Raw genomic sequence first — 20,218 nt, 5'->3', positions numbered from 1 at the left:
CCCGTCGCAGACCTTGCTCGCAGCCGTCCCAGATGCTGTCCCTTGCTCTTGCTCGGAGTTACTGCTGCAACTCCCGACGAGGAGCGCTGCAGCCGTAAGTGAGAGAGCCGTCCCGTATCTACCGTTCCTTGCGATTCGCAGCACTTTACGCCCCTGCTCAGTCCTTGTAGGGAGGCCGACCCCGGTAGTCGTTCTCGTGGGAGCCGGTGCCCAGGTAGCTGCTCTTGGTTTCTTCGACCCATTGCTGCTGGTCAGCGACAGCCCTGGCGTTTGGGTGGTCCTTGAAGTACGCATCGTAGGTCGATCCGAGATCGTCGACCCCTTTGCCGTAGAATTGACGGCTCGTCATCTGTGACGGGACCAGGGGATCGGATTCCGCGTCATCCGTCGCCTTGTCGATCTCGTGACCGAGCAGCGTATTGGCCGCATTGGTGATCGTGTCGGCGGCGACCGGGGCGATGACCACTGCGGCAGCCGTGGATCCAGGGAGTGGGATGGAGGCGACGCCGCCTGCGACTACTGCTCCGACCAGCAGTTTCTTCCAGTCGCCCGACCGACCCAGTGCCTTGTTGGCTTCCTCCGAATTCTCGCCGTACGTCGTTGCCGCCTGCTCCACGCGGGAATTGTCCAGAATGCCGCGGGCTTCCGCGCCCACCGACATGATGTCCCGAGCCTGGTTCATATGTGCATCACTGGTCGGCGGGTGGGCGTCGAGCATGCTCAAGGTATAAACATGCTGGGCTGCTGTCACGGCCTTGTGCGAATTTTCGTCCTGGCCGAGGACGCTCAGGAAATCGATGGCTCCCTGGTTGCCGAAGTGGGCGCGTCCGGCATATCGAGCAGGGAAGTCGCCGGCGTCCTTGCCGTGGTCCCCGATACCGGACAGCTCGTAATCGATGTCATCGATGTACGCACCAGCCATCTTGCCCAGGCTGTCGGCCAGCTCAGGCTGGTCGTGCAACATCTTCGGGCCGTCCTCTCCACCGTAGAGGTAGGCGACCTGTTCCATGACACCTGCCGTGGCCGCGGTGCGTCGGTCGCCCGTGGCGATGTCCTTCGGGGAGGCATCGGCAGAGTAGCCGGTCGTGGCCGCCTCCAGTGCGCGGCCGAGGGAGTTGCGCGCCGCAACGTAGTCGTGGTTGCCCTCCATCGTGGCGTCGGAGACCCAGACGCGTTCCTTCGTCAGGTACTTCAGGTGCTCGTTGACCTGGGCGTCCTTGCGGACCGCGTCACCGCTGCCGTCGGGCTGGGCGAAGAACTGCGTCGATGCGTCCGGATTATGACCGAGCGCTTCCAAGAATCCGGTCATCGGGTCGCGGCCACGATCGTTCTTGTAGCCCCAGTAGTTGAGGTCGCCCTGGTTGAAGTTGTTGACCCAGGCGTTGATGCCCTGGCCGTTCACCTTCTTGTCGTACGCGACGAGCTTGTCGCCGTAGTCGTTGAGGAACTGGTCGTCATAGTCACCGAAACGCATGAGGTTGCTCATGACCGCGTAACCGGTCGGGTTGCCCGCGTCGTCGATCCCGAGCTGGTCGGGACCCAGCCGGATCATCTGCCGCTCCCAGTTCTGCATCTTGTCGCTGTCCGAGAGGGTGGCTTGACCGATGACGACGCCGAGGTTCTTCTGGAGCTGTTTGGCTTGCTTGGCGCGGTCGGGGTCGTAAGTCCCCTGGTAGGGATCGGCGATGCCGGCCCAGAAAGTGAGTACCTTCCTCGGGCCGACCTGCGTGGCGAACTCTTCGGCGAACAGTGGGTCGTTCTTGTACTTGGCCAGGGTCGAGTTGAGTGCGGCGAGCTCCGTACTCGTCACGTCGTGCGGGTTCTTCGCAAGGATCTTGGCCATCCGGTCGGCGTCCGCGACCGCCTCGGCGGCTTGGTCCCGGTTTTCGTAGTGGGCGCCGGAGAATCCGTACTTCGCCTGGTCGACGAGGAGTCGGAGCGCCTTGGCCGCAGTACTGTCGCTCTCGGTCGCCTTGTTGAGAATGCGCTGAACCTCGTTGCGCAGGTTCTCGACGTCTTGCTGGCTGACCGCGCTTGTGCTGCCGCTCGGGTCGGAAGCCCAGTCAGGACGAGGATTACCGGCGACGGTGAAGGTCCCGCCGCCGGTGTCGATCACGGTGCAGTACTTGTACGGTGCGCGTTCGAGGGTCTCGTTCAGCTCGTCGCGGTACTTGACGAGTTCGCCGCGGGTGTCCTTGAGGATCTTCGTGATGGAGTCCGCCTGCGTGTGGGCGTCCGCGAACTCCTCCGCGGTCTTGCCGACGAACTCCCGGCTCACCTGTGCGTTGACACCGGCCCAGTGCGCCTTGTCCGCGCGACTCTTCAGGTTGTTCTGGGCGTCTTCCTTCAGCGTCGCCAGGTTCTTGGTCATCTCCTCCCAGTCGGTGATGGCCTCACCGAGCTGCGAGAAGTTCCCGTGGCGCAATGCATCGAGATCCATGGCCCTCAGCTGCCCTTCCGCTCGTCAAAGCCCTGGTCCAGCTGGGAGATGCTGCTGAGAGTGCCGGCGATGTAGGACTCGTCGGCGGCGTGCTGGTTCTTGGTGTAGCGGAGGTGGTTGGAGATGTGGGCGCAGGCGTCGAGGAGGCTTTGCACCTGGTCCACCCAGCGCTCGGCCACATGATCGAGGGCAGCCCCGATGTCGAACCCCTCGGTCTTCAGTCCCCCGGCCGCCTTGATGGAGGACATGCGGGCATGGTCGCTGAACCGGCTGAAGTCCTGGAACAGTTCGTGGGCAGCGGAACCGATCGCGGAGAGATCCTCCTGGTGCACGGTGAGATCACCACGCGTACTCTCGCCGCCTCCGTTGTCGGGAGTCACATGGTTGAGCTGCATACGGGCTGACTGGTTCTGCGCTGCCTTCGCCTTCAGCTGCTCCCACTCGTCCCACGCCATGCGCGGCCCCTCCCCTCTCTGCGCTCCAGCCGATGAGCGGGAGCGGCCTCAGACCAGCAGTGTCTACGTGCCTCAGTTCTCCGCATCCACCAATCCCACCTGAACCATGGGCTTCCCCCGCTTCCGAGACACGAAGATCCCCCGCCCCGCCGGCATCGGCCGCGGTCGGACTCCGCCCAGCAGGTCGCCCTCGGCCGGGTCGCCCGCGAGGACCACGCCCTGGGCGCCGAGTTCCTTGATGCGCTGCATGAAGGACTCGTAACCGGCACGGCCCGCGCCCGCCGTGGAGCGGGCGATGATGAAGCGGACGCCGACGTCGCGGGCGAACGGCAGCAGTTCCGTCAGGCCCGCCAGCGGGTTGCCGCTCGACGTGGACACGAGGTCGTAGTCGTCGATGACGACGTACACCGTGGGACCCCGCCACCAGCTGCGGTTGCGCAGCTGCTCCGGGGTGACATCGGCGGTCGGGGTGCGGCGCTGCATCAGGTCGGCCAGTGCGTCCATGTGGTGCTGCATCTGGTTCGACATGGGGATGTACTCGGCCAGGTGCGACTTCGGGGTCACCCCGAGCAGCGAGCGGCGGTTGTCGACGACGAAGAGCTTGCAGGTGTTGCCGTCGTACCGCTCGGTCAGGCGCTTGATCAGCAGCTTCAGCAGGTTCGACTTGCCGGACTCGCTCTCCCCGAACACCAGGAAGAACGGGTCCTGTTCGAAGTCCACGAACACCGGCTCCAGGTTGTCCTCGTCGAGGGCGAAGGAGATGCCGCGGCTCGGGAAACGGTCGCCCGGCGGTAGCTGCGTGGCCGGGAACTCGCGGGGGAGCAGGCGCACCTCGGGCGCGCCCGGCTCCTGCCAGTGGCGGGTGACCTCGGCCGCGAGGGCGGTCGTCGCCTCCGCGAGGTCCGTGTCGGACGAGAGACCGTCGATGCGCGGGACCGCCGCCATGAAGTGCTGCTTCTGCGGGGTCTGACCGCGGCCCGGCACACCGGTGGGGACGTTCGCCGCGACCTTGCGGTCGATCTCGGAGTCCATGGGGTCACCCAGCCGCAGCTCAAGGCGGTTCATCAGGTGGTCCTTGAGGTTCGCGCGGACCTCCATCGAGCGCGAGGCGGTCAGGACGAGGTGGATGCCGTAGCCCAGGCCACGCGCGGCGATGTCCAGTACCAGCGGTTCAAGGGCCTCGTAGTCCGTGCGGAAGTTGCCCCAGCCGTCGATGACCAGGAAGACGTCACCCCAGGGCTGGTCGGTCACCGAGATGTCCCCGCGCGCGCGACGGGTACGGAACTCCGCGATGGAGGAGATGCCCGCCGAGCGGAAGTACTCCTCCCGCCGGGTCATGACGCCGTACACCTCGGCCGCCGTGCGCCGGACCTTCTCCGGGTCCAGACGGGACGCGACACCGCCCACATGCGGCAGGCCGGCCACCGAGGCCATACCGCCACCGCCGAAGTCCAGGCCGTAGAACTGGACTTCCCACGGGGTGTGGGTCAGCGCGAACGACGCGATGATCGAGCGCAGCAGCGTCGACTTGCCGGACTGCGGGCCGCCGATGATCTGCATATGGCCGGCCGCGCCGCCGAAGTCCAGCCACAGCGGGTCGCGCCGCTGCTCGTACGGCTTGTCGATCAGGCCGGCCGGGACGACCAGCCTGCCCGCGCCCTCGTAGCCCGGCTGGGTCATACCGCGGCCGGGCACCGGGGCGAGTCCCGGCAGCAGCGCGTCGAGCGAGGGCGGACTGTCCAGCGGGGGCAGCCACACCTGGTGGGCGGCCGGGCCCTGCGCCTCCAGACGCCGCACGATCACGTCGAGGACGGTGTCGGCGAGCGCGTCGTCCTGCCGCTTGCCGGTCTCCTCCTCCTGCCGCTGCTGCGGGATGGGCACGTACTGCACCGGGACCTCGGCCGCCGTGAACAGGACCGGCCTGCGGTCGACGGGCAGCGGGCCGCCGAGCGCCGCGGCCTGCTGGGAGCTGGTGCGGTACACCCCGGATACGTACGCGGCCTTGAAGCGGACCATCTCGTCCGTGCCGAACTTCAGGAAGCCGGAACCCGGGACGTTCGGGAGCTCGTAGGCGTCCGGGACGCCGAGCGCGGCGCGGGACTCGGCCGCCGAGAACGTCCGCAGACCGATCCGGTAGGAGAGGTACGTCTCCAGGCCCCTCAGACGGCCCTCCTCCAGGCGCTGCGAGGCCAGCAGCAGGTGCACGCCCAGCGATCGGCCGATGCGGCCGATCTGCACGAACATCTCGATGAAGTCGGGCTTGGCGGTCAGCAGCTCGCTGAACTCGTCGATCACCAGGACGAGGGACGGGATCGGCTGCAGCGGGGCACCCGCCGCGCGCGCCTTCTCGTAGTCGTGGATGTTGGCGTAGTTGCCCGCGTCGCGGAGCATCTCCTGGCGGCGGTTCAGCTCACCGCGGATGGAGTCGCCCATGCGGTCGACGAGGGTGAGGTCGTCCGCGAGGTTGGTGATCACAGCCGCCACGTGCGGCAGCTGGGCCATGCCCGCGAACGTGGCACCGCCCTTGAAGTCGGCGAGGACGAAGTTCAGCGTCTCGGAGGAGTGGGTCACGGCGAGGCCGAGGACCAGGGTGCGCAGCAGCTCGGACTTGCCGGAACCGGTCGCACCGACGCACAGGCCGTGCGGGCCCATGCCCTCCTGCGCCGCCTCCTTGAGGTCGAGCATCACGGGCCGGCCGTCCTCACCGACACCGATCGGCACGCGCAGCCGCTCCGACTGCGAGCGGGGCCGCCAGGTCCGCTTGGGGTCGACCGACGCCGCGTCGCCCAGGTTCAGCAGGTCGGTGAACTCCAGGTTGGCGAGCAGCGGTTCGTCGTCGTCACCGCCCGACGCCATGCGCAGCGGCGCCAACTGACGCGCCAACGCCTCCGCCGCCTCGTACGAAAGGACGTCCGGGGTCCCCTCGTAGACCATGCCGTGGGCGGACTCCAGGCGCAGTTCCTTCGGCTGCACGACGACCGAGAGGTCGCCGCGCCCGATGGTGAGGTCGCCCGGTACGACTTCCAGGACCGTCACGCCCTGCAGGCCCTCGGGGCCGGCCAGCAACGAGGTGGGCGGAAGGGAGATGCCGTCGAGCACCACCACCAGATGGGGCTGTTCGGCAACGGGCGGCCCGGACGGGTGGAAACGCGGGCGGCCCTCCAGGCGGGAGGCGAGCCGGTCCTCCAGCTCCACCGGGTCGGTGCTGATCAGACGCATGCTGCCGGCGCCGTCGGTGACGCCCGGAGCCTGCACGTGCGGCAGCCACTTGGCCCACTCCCATTCGGGTGCCGACTCGCGCGCGGTGACGACGGCGATGACCAGGTCCTCGGGGGAGTGCAGGGAAGCGAGGGAGGCGGTGACGGCCCGGGCGGTGCCGCGCACGGTGCCCGGCTCGCCGCTGATCGTCACGTGGTAGAAGGCGCGCAGCGACACCGCCATCGGCAGGTCGTCGAGGGTGCTGTGCGTCGCCAGGAAGCGCTGCATGGCGCCGGCGGTCAGCGGCTCCAGCTCGTCGACCGGGGCGGTCTGGGGCGGGATCAGGGGCGTGGCCAGGGCCTGCGGACCGAGTCCGACGCGCACCTGCCCGAAGTCCTCGTCGGCGGTGCGCCGTTCCCACACCCGGCTGCCCTCGGCGACCAGGGCCCACAGTTGCTCCGGCGAAGGGTGCAGGTAGTACTGGGTGTCGCGCTGGGACCGCGCGGTCTCCACGGCGGCGCGGCGGGTCTGCGACAGGTAACGCAGGTAGTCACGGCGCAGGTCGGCCATCTGTCCCTGATTGCCGCGGCGGTAGCGGACGAGCATCGAGATGCCCATGGCGATCGTCGAGGCCACCATCACCAGGCCCATGATCTTCATGAAGGGCTGGGCCTGCGGGTTGAAGAAGAACACCACGGATCCGCCCATGCCCAGCATGGGCAGAAGCTGCATCAGTGCGCCTTCCTGCTGACCGCGCGGCAGTTCCGGCGGAGCCTGCAGTACGACCTCGTCCGTGGGCACTTCCTTCGGCAGTGCCCGCGGTGGGCGCTTGACGACGATGTGGCTCACTACGCACCAATTCCCTTGCCGGACCGAGATGTTTCATCCGCCGCCCCGTGTCAGGCGGACGTCGATCGCGAACCGCGATCCTACTGACAACCACGGACGACGGCGGGCGGTAGGGTGCCGGTGAAGCGCGTGAGCAGTTGCGAATCGTTCCGGGAAAACCCGGGCAATCCGCACCTGTTCGAAGCAGGTGTCTCCCGCGGACCCCGGCCAGAACCGCTCGGTCGGCCGGTGGGGCGGGAAGGCGTCGCACAACCTACACAGCATCTTTACGGGCGGAAGGTGCGCGGTGGCACCCTGGGCCGCCCCACCACCGACGAGGGGGAACAGCAGGTGAGCATGACGGCCTCCGCGCCGGCCGGCGCGACCGGTGGACCGGGCACCGGAGCCCCTTCCGGGGCGGGCATGGGCTTCGGCTTCTGCCGCGTCACCATCGTGGCGCCCGACAGCCGCATCGACGTCGCGCTGCCCGACGACGTACCGGTCGCCGACCTCTACCCGGAGATCCTGCGCCTGTCCCAGCAGAGCCCCGCCGAAGGCGCTCCGGTCGGCTACCACCTCGTACGCCGTGACGGCACCGTCCTCGACGGCGCCCGGTCCTTCACGGCCCAGCGCATCCTCGACGGCGAGCTGCTCACCCTGCGCCCGTTCGCCGAGTCGCTGCCCCCGGCCGTCCTCGACGACGTCTCCGAGGCCGTGGCCGCAGCCGTCACCCGCGACCGCACCCTGTGGAGCGGCGACCTCACCCGCGCCGCCGGTCTCGTCGCGGGCGGCATCCTGCCCGCGCTGCTCGCGTTCGTGGCCTGGAGCTCGCAGATCCGGCACGACATGCACAGCCTGCAGGGCATCATCGCGGGCGTCTGCGGCATCCTGCTCGTCACGATCGCGTGCGTACGCGCGCGTGTGTACGACGACCGGGGCTCCGCCGTCGCGCTGGGACTCGGCGCCCTGCCCAACGTGGCCGTGGCCGGCTCGGGTCTGCTGTCGCTGTCCGCCGGTGAGGGCATCGGGCGGCTGCAGTTCCTGCTCGCCTGCACGGCCGTCCTGGTCGCCTCCCTGGTCCTCACCCTGGTGTCGCCGGGCGGCGACGGACCCTTCGTGGCGTTCCTCTTCGCCTCCGCCGTCGGTCTGCTCACGACCTTCGTCGCGATCCTCACCGAGCTGAAGCCCATCGAGACGGCCGCCGTCTGCGCCCCGCTCTCCGTCGTGGCGCTGGCCTTCCTCCCCGGCCTGTCCATGCGTTTCGCGCGGCTGCCCATCGGCTTCGAACCGCCCAACCCCTCCCGCGGCGGCTACGACACCGGCGAGCCCGCGCCCCAGGAGCCCGTGGACGCCGAGCGCGTGGCCGCACAGGCCCGGCGCGGCCACGAACTCCTCGTTGGCCTCGTCGGCGGCTGCGCTCTCGTCGCCGTGGGAGCGTCCATCGTCCTCGGCTTCTCCAGCAACCTCTGGGCCCAGCTGCTGGCTCTCGCGACCGGCGTGGCGATGCTCATGCGGGCGCACCTGTTCCGTTACACCGCACAGGTCGGCGCCACCCTGGCCGCGGGCCTCGCCGCCATCGTCTTCCTCGGCCTGGGGCTGGCCCTGAACCCGCCGCGGGACTACCTGATCGACGCCCTCCGGGGTGACAGCCTGGCCCTCGACATCCGGAGCGTCTGGCTCGCCGCCGCCGTCGCCGCGGCCACCGCCCTGGTCACCGCGATCGCCCTGATCACCCCACGGCGTGGTGTCACCCCCTTCTGGGGGCGCTTCCTGGAGATCGCCGAGAGCTTCGTCCTGCTCACGTTGATCCCGCTGGCCCTGGCCGTCTTCGACGTGTACGCGCAGGCGCGGGCCATGACCAGCTAGGAGCCGGACGGCGCAAGCGGGCCGGCACCGGCGGGGAGCCGGACGGCGAAAAGGGCGGCACGCGCGCGTGCCGCCCTTTCTCATGCACGGCTCACTGCACGTCCAACCCCCCGTTGTGAGCCGTGGGCGTCAGATCGAACTCCCCGTCCCGAGCCCCCAGCACGAACGCCCGCCACTCCGCCTCGGTGTAGCGCAGCACCGTGTCCGGGTCGAGCGAGGACCGCATCGCCACCGCCCCGCCGGGCAGGTACGCGATCTCGACCCGCTCCTCGTGCTCCTCCGTGCCCGGCGCGCAGTGCCACTCGACGCCCGAGATGTCGAGGGCGTACAGCTCGTCCCGCTCCCGCTCCTTGCGCGCCTTGATCTCCGCTTCCGTTTCCGCCATCGTGCAGCGACCCCTTCCCGAGGTAGGTACGGTCCCGGCGCTCACCCTAGTGGCCGCGACCGCCCCACCAGGGCGGTTCGCCGACCGGGCGCAAGGTGCCCGCCATCGCCTGGTACCCTGAGTGACGGCCGTTTGTGTACGCACCCCCGGAACCGCCCCGTGCTCGTTCTGGAGGCCGCGCCCAGCGGATCCCCGCCTCCCGAGTAACGGAAGCTCCCCCGAGACGTAGACCGGGGGCACTCGGTGGCACTCAACAGACTATGAGGAGTACGCGTGTCGCTCGACGCCGCTACGAAGAAGCAGATCATCGCCGAGTTCGGTACCAAGGAGGGTGACACCGGCTCCCCCGAGGTCCAGGTCGCTCTGCTCTCCCGTCGGATCTCCGACCTGACCGAGCACCTCAAGACCCACAAGCACGACCACCACTCCCGCCGTGGCCTGCTGATCCTCGTCGGTCAGCGCCGCCGCCTTCTGCAGTACCTGGCGAAGAAGGACATCCAGCGCTTCCGTGCGCTGGTCGACCGCCTCGGCATCCGCCGCGGTGCGGCGGGCGCCCGGTAAGACGCCATGAGGGGAGCGGTTCCCGAACGTACTCGGGGGCCGCTCCCTTTGCCGTATGCGGGGCTCCGCCGCGCACACGGAAGCCTCCGCGGTATGTGCGGAGACATGCGGAGTGTCACTCACGCTTTGTAGTGTGGTAGCACAACGCAATACGCACGACACGGAACGACGTACGCCACAGCACGACGGGGTACGTGACAGAACGAGGAGGAGCGCACCCAGCCGCCGCCGGTCCTCGGTAGTGGCCCCCGGGGGGAAGCGAGCCCCGGGTGCTTCGATCGAAGACCGGCCCGCACCGCACGGAGCGCTTCTCCGCCACCGTCCCCCTGCCACACGGGCAGCCAAGGGACGAAAGACGATACGTAACGGAGAAAACGCTAGTGGAGAACGAGACCCACTACGCCGAGGCCGTCATTGACAACGGTCCCTTCGGCACCCGCACCATCCGCTTCGAGACGGGCCGCCTGGCCAAGCAGGCCGCCGGCTCCGCCGTGGCGTACCTGGACGACGACACCATGGTGCTGTCGGCCACCACCGCCTCCAAGAACCCCAAGGACCAGCTCGACTTCTTCCCGCTGACGGTGGACGTCGAGGAGCGGATGTACGCCGCCGGCAAGATCCCCGGCAGCTTCTTCCGCCGTGAGGGCCGGCCGTCCGAGGACGCCATCCTCACCTGCCGCCTCATCGACCGTCCGCTGCGCCCGTCCTTCAAGAAGGGCCTGCGCAACGAGATCCAGGTCGTCGCCACGATCATGGCCCTCAACCCCGACCACCTGTACGACGTCGTGGCGATCAACGCCGCGTCCGCGTCCACGCAGCTGGCCGGTCTGCCCTTCTCCGGCCCGATCGGCGGCGTCCGCGTCGCGCTGATTCGCGGCCAGTGGGTGGCGTTCCCGACGCACACCGAGCTGGAGGACGCCGTCTTCGACATGGTCGTCGCCGGTCGCGTCCTGGAGGACGGCGACGTCGCGATCATGATGGTCGAGGCCGAGGCCACCGAGAAGACCATCAAGCTGGTCGAGGGCGGTGCCGAGGCGCCGACCGAGGAGGTCGTCGCCGCCGGTCTGGAGGCCGCCAAGCCCTTCATCAAGGTCCTGTGCCGCGCGCAGGCCGACCTCGCCGCCAAGGCCGCCAAGCCGACCGCCGAGTTCCCGATCTTCCTGGACTACCAGGACGACGTGTTCGAGGCGCTGACCGCCGCGGTCCGCCCCGAGCTGGCCCAGGCGCTCACCATCGCCGGCAAGCAGGAGCGCGAGGCCGAGCTGGACCGCGTCAAGGGTCTGGCCGCCGAGAAGCTCCTGCCGGAGTTCGAGGGCCGGGAGAAGGAGATCTCCGCCGCGTACCGCTCGCTCACCAAGCAGCTGGTCCGCGAGCGCGTGATCAAGGAGAAGAAGCGCATCGACGGCCGCGGTGTCACCGACATCCGCACCCTGGCCGCCGAGGTCGAGGCCATCCCGCGGGTGCACGGCTCCGCGCTGTTCGAGCGTGGCGAGACCCAGATCCTGGGCGTCACCACCCTCAACATGCTCCGCATGGAGCAGCAGCTGGACACCCTCTCCCCGGTGACCCGCAAGCGCTACATGCACAACTACAACTTCCCGCCGTACTCCACCGGTGAGACCGGTCGCGTCGGCTCCCCGAAGCGCCGCGAGATCGGCCACGGCGCCCTCGCAGAGCGCGCCCTCGTCCCGGTGCTGCCGACGCGCGAGGAGTTCCCGTACGCGATCCGTCAGGTGTCCGAGGCCCTCGGCTCCAACGGCTCGACGTCCATGGGCTCGGTCTGCGCCTCCACCATGTCGCTGCTGAACGCCGGTGTGCCGCTGAAGGCCCCGGTCGCCGGCATCGCCATGGGCCTGATCTCCCAGGAGATCGAGGGCGAGACGCACTACGTCACCCTCACCGACATCCTCGGTGCGGAGGACGCCTTCGGCGACATGGACTTCAAGGTCGCCGGCACCAAGGAGTTCGTGACCGCCCTCCAGCTCGACACCAAGCTGGACGGCATCCCGGCCTCCGTCCTGGCCGCGGCCCTCAAGCAGGCCCGCGACGCCCGCCTCCACATCCTCGACGTGATGATGGAGGCCATCGACCGGCCCGACGAGATGAGCCCGCACGCTCCGCGGATCATCACCGTCAAGATCCCGGTCGACAAGATCGGTGAGGTCATCGGCCCCAAGGGCAAGATGATCAACCAGATCCAGGAGGACACGGGCGCCGAGATCACCATCGAGGACGACGGCACGATCTACATCGGCGCCGCCGACGGCCCCTCCGCCGAGGCCGCCCGCACCACGATCAACGGCATCGCCAACCCGACGATGCCCGAGGTCGGCGAGCGGTACCTGGGTACGGTCGTCAAGACGACCACCTTCGGTGCGTTCGTCTCCCTGCTGCCCGGCAAGGACGGTCTGCTGCACATCTCGCAGATCCGCAAGCTCGCCGGCGGCAAGCGCGTGGAGAACGTCGAGGACGTGCTCGGCGTGGGCCAGAAGGTCCAGGTCGAGATCGCCGAGATCGACTCCCGCGGCAAGCTCTCCCTCGTTCCGGTGATCGAGGGCGAGGAAGGCAACGAGCAGGACAAGGACGACGCCGAGCAGTGACGTCCCGTGGCTCCAAGGTGACGGCCCGCCCCTCTTCGGAGGCGCGGGCCGTCGCCCGTACCCAAACCCTCATCAAGGGCACAGGCGGCATCGGAACGGTCCGCAGGACCACCCTCCCCGGCGGCCTGCGCATCGTCACCGAGACCCTGCCCTCGGTCCGCTCCGCCACCTTCGGCATCTGGGCGCACGTCGGCTCCCGCGACGAGACCCCGTCCCTGAACGGCGCGACGCACTACCTGGAGCACCTGCTCTTCAAGGGCACGGCCCGCCGCAGCGCGCTCGACATCTCCTCCGCGCTCGACGCGGTCGGCGGTGAGATGAACGCGTTCACGGCCAAGGAGTACACGTGCTACTACGCGCGCGTGCTCGACACCGACCTGCCCCTCGCCATCGACGTCGTCTGCGACATGCTGACCGGCTCGCTGATCCTCGAAGAGGACGTCGACGTCGAGCGCGGCGCGATCCTCGAAGAGATCGCCATGACCGAGGACGACCCGGGCGACTGTGTGCACGACCTGTTCGCGCACACCATGTTCGGCGACAACGCCCTCGGCCGCCCCGTGCTCGGCACGGTCGACACGGTCAACGCCCTCACCGCCGACCGCATCCGCCGCTTCTACCGGAAGCACTACGACCCGACCCACCTCGTGGTCGCCTGCGCGGGCAACATCGACCACAACAAGGTCGTCCGACAGGTCCGCGCGGCCTTCGAGAAGGCGGGCGCCCTCCGCGACCCGGACGCGCAGCCCATCGCCCCGCGCGAGGGCCGCCGTACGATCCGCACCTCCGGCAAGGTCGAACTGCTCGCCCGCAAGACCGAGCAGGCGCACGTCGTCCTCGGCATGCCGGGCATCGCCCGCGCCGACGACCGCCGCTGGGCCATGGGCGTGCTCAACACCGCCCTCGGCGGCGGCATGTCCTCCCGCCTCTTCCAGGAGGTCAGGGAGAAGCGCGGCCTCGCCTACAGCGTGTACTCGTACACCTCCGCCTTCGCGGACTGCGGCCTGTTCGGCGTCTACGCCGGCTGCCGGCCCAGCCAGGTGTACGACGTCCTGCGGATCTGCCGCGACGAACTCGACCACGTCGCGCAGAACGGCCTCTCCGACGACGAGATCGCCCGCGCCATCGGCCAGCTGCGGGGCTCCACGGTCCTGGGCCTGGAGGACACCGGCGCGCTGATGAACCGTATCGGCAAGAGCGAGCTGTGCTGGGGCGAGCAGATGTCCGTGGACGACATGCTCGCGAAGATGGAGGCGGTCACCCCGGACGAGGTCCGCGCGGTCGCCCGCGACATCCTGGGACAGCGCCCGTCGCTGTCGGTCATCGGCCCGCTCAAGGACAAGCAGGCCTCCCGGCTGCACGACGCGGTCGCCTGAAACACCACCGGTTAGGAAGCAGGAACATGAGCAAGCTGCGCGTGGCGGTCCTCGGTGCCAAGGGCCGGATCGGGGCGGAGGCGGCCAAGGCTGTCGAGGCCGCCGAGGACATGGAGCTGGTCGCCGCCCTCGGCCGCGGCGACAAGCTGGAGACGCTGGCGGAGACCGGCGCCCAGGTCGCCGTCGAGCTGACCACCCCCGCCTCGGTCATGGGCAACCTGGACTTCTGCGTGCGCCACGGCATCCACGCCGTCGTCGGCACGACGGGCTGGACCGAGGACCGCCTCGCGCAGCTGAAGGGCTGGCTCGCCCAGTCCCCGGAGACCGGCGTGCTCATCGCGCCGAACTTCTCCATCGGAGCCGTGCTGACGATGAAGTTCGCACAGATCGCCGCGCCGTACTTCGAGTCGGTCGAGGTGGTCGAGCTGCACCACCCGAACAAGGTGGACGCACCGAGCGGTACGGCCACGCGCACGGCCCAGCTCATCGCCGAGGCCCGCCGGGCGGCCGGGACGGCACCGGCGCCGGACGCCACCGTCACGGCTCTGGAGGGCGCGCGGGGCGCCAGCGTCGACGGCGTCCCCGTGCACGCGGTCCGCCTGCGCGGCCTGCTGGCCCACCAGGAGGTGCTGCTCGGCGGCGAGGGCGAGACCCTCACCATCCGCCACGACTCCCTGCACCACAGCAGCTTCATGCCGGGCATCCTGCTCGGCGCACGCCGCGTGGTGACCACTCCGGGCCTGACCTTCGGCCTGGAGAACTTCCTGGACCTGAGCTGAGACGACCGAGCCGAGACAGACGCCTCCGATGCGCGCGAAGATCACCTACCTCATCACGGCCGCCGTCCTGGTCTTCTATTTCGTCCTGGTCGGCAGCCGTGGCGTGATGCTCATCCAGTCCGGCACGGTCGTCACCGTCACCTTCGGCGTGGCGGTGCTGGTCCTGCCGCTCATCGGCCTGTGGTTCCTGTGGAAGAACACCCAGTTCGTCCGCAAGGCGAACCAGCTCGCCGCGGAACTCGACGCCGAGGGCGGCCTGCCGGTCGACGAGCTCAAGCGCCTGCCCAGCGGCCGGATCGACCGCGACTCGGCCGACGAGGTGTTCGCCAAGCGCAAGTCGGAGACGGAGGCGTCCCCGGACGACTGGCGCTGCTGGTTCCGCCTGGCCGTCGCCTACCACGACGCCCGCGACACCCCCCGTGCCCGCAAGGCGATGCAGAGGGCCATCGCCCTGCACGACGGAAAGCCGGTCCAGGCGGCCTGACGGCGCGCCCTCGCCGGACCGCGTCACCGCACCGTTCGCTCAGCGGCCCCCGTACTCCGCCGCCCACGCCTCCACCGCGTCGGCCGCCCGGTCGAAGGCCATCGGCCGGCCGAGGAAGTCCAGGCCGTGCGTGGTGAGCAGCGGCGGGGTGTCCTCCGGACGCCGGTCCTTGCGGACGAGCGCCAGCGCCTGCCCCTGCACCGTGCGCGGCAGACCCAGCCAGCGCACCGGCTGCTGCACCGTCCGCACCGAGACCACCCGCGCCCACGGCGCCGTCCGCGTGACCAGGAAGCCGGTCCGGCGCAGTCCGCGCCGGCTCACCCACACTCCCATGCGCAGCAGCCGCAGCGCGCCGACGACGATCGCCAGGCCCACGCCGAGGACCACCCCGGCGTCGGCAGGCGAGCCGGTGAGCGCGGTGAGCACGGCGGCGAACAGGACGAACGAGGCGAGCAGCAGCACGAGCGCGGCCACACCCACGCGCCAGGGACCGGGCCGGTACGGCCGCCGCCAGCGGTCCGGGTCGTCGTACGGCAGCGCACTCTCGGCCGTCGTCTCGAAGGTGCGGTCGGCCGTCAGGAAGGGCAGGGGCACGGCTGGTCCTCACTCGGTCCTCACGGGGGCTGTGCCGGTGAGGCTATCCGGCCCCGTTCCCGCTCACCAGCCTTGAGCGTCCGGAAGGGGCAGTGCCCGCGCTCAGTGCCCCTGGGACGCCTGGGACTGCTGAGCCGGTGTGTCCGACGGCGTGGAGAGCGCCGGCATGCCCAGAACCAGGGCACCTATGAGCCCGGCGACGATGGTGAGGCCCAGCAGCCAGCGCCCGGCCATCTCGCCGAACGACGCACGCCGGCGGGGCGGGGGAGTGACATTGCTGCGGAACCTGTCCGCCTCGGCCAGGAAGGCGAAGGGTACGGGCTCGCGCCGACCGAACATCGTGGGTGCCGTTCCTTTCAGGGTTGGTGATCGAATGTACGGACCTCACCCATACAGACGATCGAGTGACACAAAAGGTGCCCATGTCCGAAAAAATCGCGGCGGCGTTCTTTGAGGTGAGGTGATGCCAGGCCCCGCCGGGTGCCCCCGTAAGGTGGTCGCAACCACCGAAGTGATGGGAAGGACCCCAACCCCCGTGACCACCCCCGAGTCGCTCACGTTCCGCAGTGACGTCACCGTCGAGCTGGTGAAGTCCAGCGCTTCGGACGCCGACGTGCTCTTCGCCGCCCGTGTCTCCACCGCCGGCGAGCAGTCCCTGGACGAACTGAAGAAGGACCCCGAGCGCTCCAAGGGCCTGATCAACTACCTGATGCGCGACCGGCACGGCAGCCCGTTCGAGCACAACTCGATGACGTTCTTCGTCAGCGCCCCGATCTTCGTCTTCCGCGAGTTCATGCGGCACCGGGTCGGCTGGTCGTACAACGAGGAATCGGGCCGCTACCGCGAGCTCCAGCCGGTCTTCTACGTCCCCGGCTCCGACCGCAAGCTCGTCCAGCAGGGCCGCCCCGGCAAGTACGTCTTCGTCGAGGGCACCCCGGCCCAGCACGAGGCCGTGAGCGGCACCCTGCGGGAGTCGTACGAGCAGGCGTACGCGGCCTACCAGAAGCTGCTCGCCGAGGGCGTCGCGCGCGAGGTGGCCCGCGCGGCCCTCCCTGTCGGCCTCTACTCCTCGATGTACGCCACCTGCAACGCGCGCTCCCTGATGCACTTCCTCGGCCTGCGCACCCAGCACGAGCTGGCCAAGGTGCCGTCCTTCCCGCAGCGGGAGATCGAGATGGTGGGCGAGAAGATGGAGGCGGAGTGGGCGAAGCTCATGCCGCTGACGTACGCCGCCTTCAACGCGAACGGGCGTGTGGCCCCGTAACGAAGCCTTGTTCCCCTGTCGAGAACGGATGTACGGGTCAGCCTGGCGAAGTGTCCGTATTGCGGCATTTAGAGAAGTTCATCTAGCCTGATCAAACGGACCCGGCACTGCTTGAACCCCCGAGCAGGCAGTGCCGGGCTCCATCTTTGTCCTGACTTTCCCGACACCCCGAGGGCACATCCCGCATCGAGCACCGAGTAGCGTGTTACCCATGGCTCCGACCTCGACTCCGCAGACCCCCTTCGGGCGGGTCCTCACCGCCATGGTCACGCCCTTCACGGCGGACGGCGCACTCGACCTCGACGGCGCGCAGCGACTCGCCGCCCACCTGGTGGACGCAGGCAACGACGGCCTGATCATCAACGGCACCACCGGCGAGTCCCCCACCACCAGTGACGCGGAGAAATCGGACCTCGTACGAGCCGTCCTGGAGGCCGTCGGCGACCGCGCCCACGTGGTGGCCGGAGTCGGCACCAACGACACCCACCACAGCATCGAGCTGGCCCGCGAAGCGGAGCGGATCGGCGCCCACGGCCTCCTGGTCGTCACGCCGTACTACAACAAGCCCCCGCAGGAGGGCCTGTACCGGCACTTCACGGCCGTCGCCGACGCCACCGGCCTGCCGGTCATGCTCTACGACATCCCCGGCCGCAGCGGCGTCCCGATCAACACCGAGACCCTCGTCCGGCTCGCCGAGCACCCCCGGATCGTCGCCAACAAGGACGCCAAGGGCGACCTCGGCCGCGCCAGCTGGGCCATCGCCCAGTCCGGCCTCGCCTGGTACTCCGGCGACGACATGCTCAACCTCCCGCTGCTCTCCGTGGGCGCGGTCGGCTTCGTCTCCGTCGTCGGCCACCTGGTCACCCCCGACCTGCGCGCCCTGGTGGACGCCTACACCTCGGGTGACGTCGTCAAGGCCACGGAGATCCACCAGAAGCTGCTCCCGGTCTACACCGGCATGTTCCGCACCCAGGGAGTCATGACCACCAAGGCCGCCCTGGCCCTCCAGGGACTGCCGGCCGGACCGCTGCGTTCGCCGATGGTCGAGTGTTCGCCCGAGGAGATCGCACAGCTCAAGATCGATCTTGCCGCCGGCGGGGTACAGCTCTGACAACAGACTTGGCACCACAGGGGCTTCACAACTGAAGAACAACAGAAGACGCAGGCCACCGGTGCCTGCAACCGACAACGACAACTGCTTCAGCACGAACGTCACGCGCGCCACGTGCCATACCGGTACGTGGCGCGCGTGGTGAGGAGAGTCTTTTGAGTCATCCGCACCCTGAACTCGGCCCGCCCCCGCCGCTCCCCGAGGGGGGCCTGCGGGTCACCCCGCTCGGCGGCCTCGGCGAGATCGGCCGAAACATGACGGTCTTCGAGTACGGCGGTCGCCTGCTGATCGTCGACTGCGGAGTGCTCTTCCCCGAGGAGGAGCAGCCCGGAATCGACCTGATCCTGCCGGACTTCTCGTCCATCCGCGACCGCCTCGACGACATCGAGGGCATCGTCCTCACGCACGGCCACGAGGACCACATCGGCGGTGTCCCCTTCCTGCTGCGCGAGAAGCCGGACATCCCGCTGATCGGCTCCAAGCTCACCCTCGCGCTGATCGAGGCCAAGCTCCAGGAGCACCGGATCCGCCCGTACACCCTGGAGGTGGCGGAGGGGAACCGTGAGCGCATCGGCCCCTTCGACTGCGAGTTCGTCGCCGTCAACCACTCCATCCCGGACGCACTGGCCGTCGCCATCCGCACCCCCGCCGGCATGGTGGTGCACACCGGCGACTTCAAGATGGACCAGCTCCCGCTGGACAACCGCCTCACGGACCTGCACGCCTTCGCGCGGCTGAGCGAAGAGGGCATCGACCTCCTCCTCTCCGACTCGACGAACGCCGAGGTCCCTGGCTTCACCCCGCACGAGCGCGACATCTCCAACGTCCTGCGACAGGTCTTCGCCGGCGCCCGTAAGCGGATCATCGTGGCGAGCTTCGCCAGCCATGTCCACCGCATCCAGCAGATTCTGGACGCGGCCCACGAGTACGGCCGCCGGGTCGCCTTCGTCGGCCGCTCCATGGTCCGCAACATGGGCATCGCCCGCGACCTCGGCTACCTGAAGGTGCCGCCGGGCCTGGTGGTCGACGTCAAGACGCTGGACGACCTGCCCGACCACGAGGTGGTCCTCGTCTGCACGGGCTCCCAAGGCGAACCGATGGCGGCGCTGTCCCGCATGGCCAACCGGGACCACCAGATCCGCATCGTCGAGGGCGACACGGTCATCCTCGCGTCCTCGCTGATCCCCGGGAACGAGAACGCGGTCTACCGCGTGATCAACGGCCTGACCCGCTGGGGCGCCAACGTCGTCCACAAGGGCAACGCCAAGGTGCACGTTTCCGGCCACGCGTCCGCGGGCGAGCTGCTGTACTTCTACAACATCTGCCGCCCGAAGAACCTGATGCCGGTACACGGCGAGTGGCGCCACCTGAGGGCGAACGCCGAGCTGGGCGCCCTGACCGGCGTCCCGCACGACCGGATCGTCATCGCCGAGGACGGCGTGGCCGTCGACCTGGTCGAGGGCAAGGCGAAGATCGCCGGCAAGGTCCAGGCGGGTTACGTCTACGTCGACGGGCTCTCGGTCGGCGACGTCGGCGAGCCGGCGCTCAAGGACCGGAAGATCCTCGGCGACGAGGGCATCATCTCGGTGTTCGTGGTCGTGGACGCCTCCACCGGCAAGATCACCGGTGGCCCGCACGTCCAGGCCCGCGGCTCCGGCATCGAGGACTCGGCCTTCGCCGACGTCCTCCCGAAGATCACTGAGGTCCTGGAGCGGTCCGCCCAGGACGGCGTCGTGGAGCCCCACCAGCTCCAGCAACTGGTCCGCCGGACCCTCGGCAAGTGGGTCTCGGACACCTATCGCCGCAGGCCGATGATCCTGCCGGTGGTCGTGGAGGTCTGACGCCTCGTCGGTCCGAACCAGGAGCGGGGCGCCTCGATTTGCATCGGGGCGCCCCGCTCCAGTACGTTTACGGCTCCGCCCAACCGGGAACCCCAGCACTTCACGCGCTGGACACGGATGACCGGAGCGGGTGGGAAAACCGACTCAGAACTTCTGATAAAGTCGGAACCGCCGGAAAGGGAAACGCGAGAGCGGAAACCTGGAAAGCGCCGAGGAAATCGGATCGCGAAACGGTCTGATAGAGTCGGAAACGCAAGACCGAAGGGAAGCGCCCGGAGGAAAGCCCGAGAGGGTGAGTACAAAGGAAGCGACCGTTCCTTGAGAACTCAACAGCGTGCCAAAAATCAACGCCAGATATGTTGATATCCCGTCTCCGGTCGTCATGACTGGGACGAGGTTCCTTTGAAAAAACACAGCGAGGACGCTGTGAACGGTT

At 69.0% G+C, this 20,218-nt stretch carries 15 protein-coding genes; 9 read left to right on the top strand and 6 right to left on the bottom strand.

Annotation, left to right across the window (positions count from 1 at the left end):
• Window positions 1-157: 157 nt before the first annotated feature.
• From C3492_RS08135 to eccCa, 3 genes are all read right to left on the bottom strand, one after another.
• On the bottom strand, window positions 158-2,440 hold the full coding sequence (locus tag C3492_RS08135) for a DUF6571 family protein (protein ID WP_103811077.1): 2,283 nt from the start codon (window positions 2,438-2,440) through the stop codon (window positions 158-160).
• 5 nt (window positions 2,441-2,445) lie between these two features.
• On the bottom strand, window positions 2,446-2,895 hold the full coding sequence (locus C3492_RS08130; RefSeq protein ID WP_103811076.1) for a hypothetical protein: 450 nt from the start codon (window positions 2,893-2,895) through the stop codon (window positions 2,446-2,448).
• 72 nt (window positions 2,896-2,967) lie between these two features.
• Window positions 2,968-6,942 (bottom strand): type VII secretion protein EccCa, encoded by a 3,975-nt coding sequence (gene eccCa / locus C3492_RS08125; protein WP_103811075.1) that lies wholly within the window; start codon window positions 6,940-6,942, stop codon window positions 2,968-2,970.
• A 336-nt stretch (window positions 6,943-7,278) separates the two neighbouring features.
• Here eccCa and eccD point away from each other — a divergent pair, with 336 nt between their 5' ends.
• A complete protein-coding gene (eccD, locus tag C3492_RS08120) occupies window positions 7,279-8,787 on the top strand; it encodes a type VII secretion integral membrane protein EccD (protein ID WP_103811310.1) in 1,509 nt (502 codons plus the stop codon).
• Window positions 8,788-8,878: 91 nt separating this feature from the next.
• On the opposite strand, the gene C3492_RS08115 is transcribed toward eccD, so the two are convergent.
• Complete coding sequence (locus C3492_RS08115; RefSeq protein WP_103811074.1) at window positions 8,879-9,172, bottom strand: DUF397 domain-containing protein; 294 nt, start codon at window positions 9,170-9,172, stop codon at window positions 8,879-8,881.
• 273 nt (window positions 9,173-9,445) lie between these two features.
• On the opposite strand from C3492_RS08115, the gene rpsO reads away from it, so the two are divergent.
• The 5 genes from rpsO to C3492_RS08090 all read left to right on the top strand — a co-directional run bounded on the left by rpsO (window position 9,446) and on the right by C3492_RS08090 (window position 14,972).
• The gene (rpsO, locus tag C3492_RS08110; RefSeq protein WP_103811073.1) at window positions 9,446-9,733 is read left to right on the top strand and encodes a 30S ribosomal protein S15; all 288 of its coding nucleotides are present in this window, start codon (window positions 9,446-9,448) and stop codon (window positions 9,731-9,733) included.
• 380 nt (window positions 9,734-10,113) lie between these two features.
• Entirely contained in the window at window positions 10,114-12,333 is a 2,220-nt protein-coding gene (locus C3492_RS08105) for a polyribonucleotide nucleotidyltransferase (RefSeq protein WP_103811072.1), read from the top strand.
• Window positions 12,330-13,709: a pitrilysin family protein gene (locus C3492_RS08100; protein WP_103811071.1), complete on the top strand. Its 1,380-nt coding sequence runs from the start codon at window positions 12,330-12,332 to the stop codon at window positions 13,707-13,709. Before C3492_RS08105 ends, C3492_RS08100 begins: the two co-directional genes overlap by 4 nt.
• 26 nt (window positions 13,710-13,735) lie before the next feature.
• The gene (gene dapB, locus C3492_RS08095) at window positions 13,736-14,488 is read left to right on the top strand and encodes a 4-hydroxy-tetrahydrodipicolinate reductase (protein ID WP_103811070.1); all 753 of its coding nucleotides are present in this window, start codon (window positions 13,736-13,738) and stop codon (window positions 14,486-14,488) included.
• A gap of 28 nt (window positions 14,489-14,516) precedes the next feature.
• Window positions 14,517-14,972: a tetratricopeptide repeat protein gene (locus C3492_RS08090; protein WP_103811069.1), complete on the top strand. Its 456-nt coding sequence runs from the start codon at window positions 14,517-14,519 to the stop codon at window positions 14,970-14,972.
• Between the two features lie 39 nt (window positions 14,973-15,011).
• On the opposite strand, the gene C3492_RS08085 is transcribed toward C3492_RS08090, so the two are convergent.
• Window positions 15,012-15,566, bottom strand: coding sequence for a hypothetical protein (locus C3492_RS08085; RefSeq protein WP_103811068.1), 555 nt, complete (start codon window positions 15,564-15,566; stop codon window positions 15,012-15,014).
• A 102-nt stretch (window positions 15,567-15,668) separates the two neighbouring features.
• Window positions 15,669-15,905, bottom strand: coding sequence for a hypothetical protein (locus tag C3492_RS08080; protein WP_103811067.1), 237 nt, complete (start codon window positions 15,903-15,905; stop codon window positions 15,669-15,671).
• Between the two features lie 175 nt (window positions 15,906-16,080).
• Here C3492_RS08080 and thyX point away from each other — a divergent pair, with 175 nt between their 5' ends.
• The 3 genes from thyX (at window position 16,081) to C3492_RS08065 (ending at window position 19,782) form a co-directional block, all read left to right on the top strand.
• The gene (gene thyX / locus C3492_RS08075) at window positions 16,081-16,830 is read left to right on the top strand and encodes an FAD-dependent thymidylate synthase (protein WP_103811066.1); all 750 of its coding nucleotides are present in this window, start codon (window positions 16,081-16,083) and stop codon (window positions 16,828-16,830) included.
• Window positions 16,831-17,041: 211 nt separating this feature from the next.
• Entirely contained in the window at window positions 17,042-17,941 is a 900-nt protein-coding gene (dapA, locus tag C3492_RS08070; protein WP_103811065.1) for a 4-hydroxy-tetrahydrodipicolinate synthase, read from the top strand.
• Window positions 17,942-18,096: 155 nt separating this feature from the next.
• Complete coding sequence (locus tag C3492_RS08065) at window positions 18,097-19,782, top strand: ribonuclease J (protein ID WP_103811064.1); 1,686 nt, start codon at window positions 18,097-18,099, stop codon at window positions 19,780-19,782.
• Window positions 19,783-20,218: the final 436 nt, after the last annotated feature.

The organism is Streptomyces sp. Ru62 (genome assembly GCF_002920615.1).
In the GTDB taxonomy this organism is placed as follows: Bacteria; Actinomycetota; Actinomycetes; order Streptomycetales; family Streptomycetaceae; genus Streptomyces.
Note: the sequence above shows the minus strand (reverse complement) of the source record. Positions and strands in the feature narration are given on the sequence as shown.

Bases quoted from the DNA above. Each gene is read 5' to 3' on its own strand.
- C3492_RS08135 (WP_103811077.1), bottom strand. From the start codon at position 2,440: ATGGATCTCGATGCATTGCGCCACGGGAACTTCTCGCAGCTCGGTGAG.
- C3492_RS08130 (WP_103811076.1), bottom strand. From the start codon at position 2,895: ATGGCGTGGGACGAGTGGGAGCAGCTGAAGGCGAAGGCAGCGCAGAAC.
- eccD (WP_103811310.1), top strand. From the start codon at position 7,279: ATGACGGCCTCCGCGCCGGCCGGCGCGACCGGTGGACCGGGCACCGGA.
- C3492_RS08115 (WP_103811074.1), bottom strand. From the start codon at position 9,172: ATGGCGGAAACGGAAGCGGAGATCAAGGCGCGCAAGGAGCGGGAGCGG.
- dapB (WP_103811070.1), top strand. From the start codon at position 13,736: ATGAGCAAGCTGCGCGTGGCGGTCCTCGGTGCCAAGGGCCGGATCGGG.
- C3492_RS08090 (WP_103811069.1), top strand. From the start codon at position 14,517: ATGCGCGCGAAGATCACCTACCTCATCACGGCCGCCGTCCTGGTCTTC.
- C3492_RS08080 (WP_103811067.1), bottom strand. From the start codon at position 15,905: ATGTTCGGTCGGCGCGAGCCCGTACCCTTCGCCTTCCTGGCCGAGGCG.
- thyX (WP_103811066.1), top strand. From the start codon at position 16,081: ATGGGAAGGACCCCAACCCCCGTGACCACCCCCGAGTCGCTCACGTTC.
- dapA (WP_103811065.1), top strand. From the start codon at position 17,042: ATGGCTCCGACCTCGACTCCGCAGACCCCCTTCGGGCGGGTCCTCACC.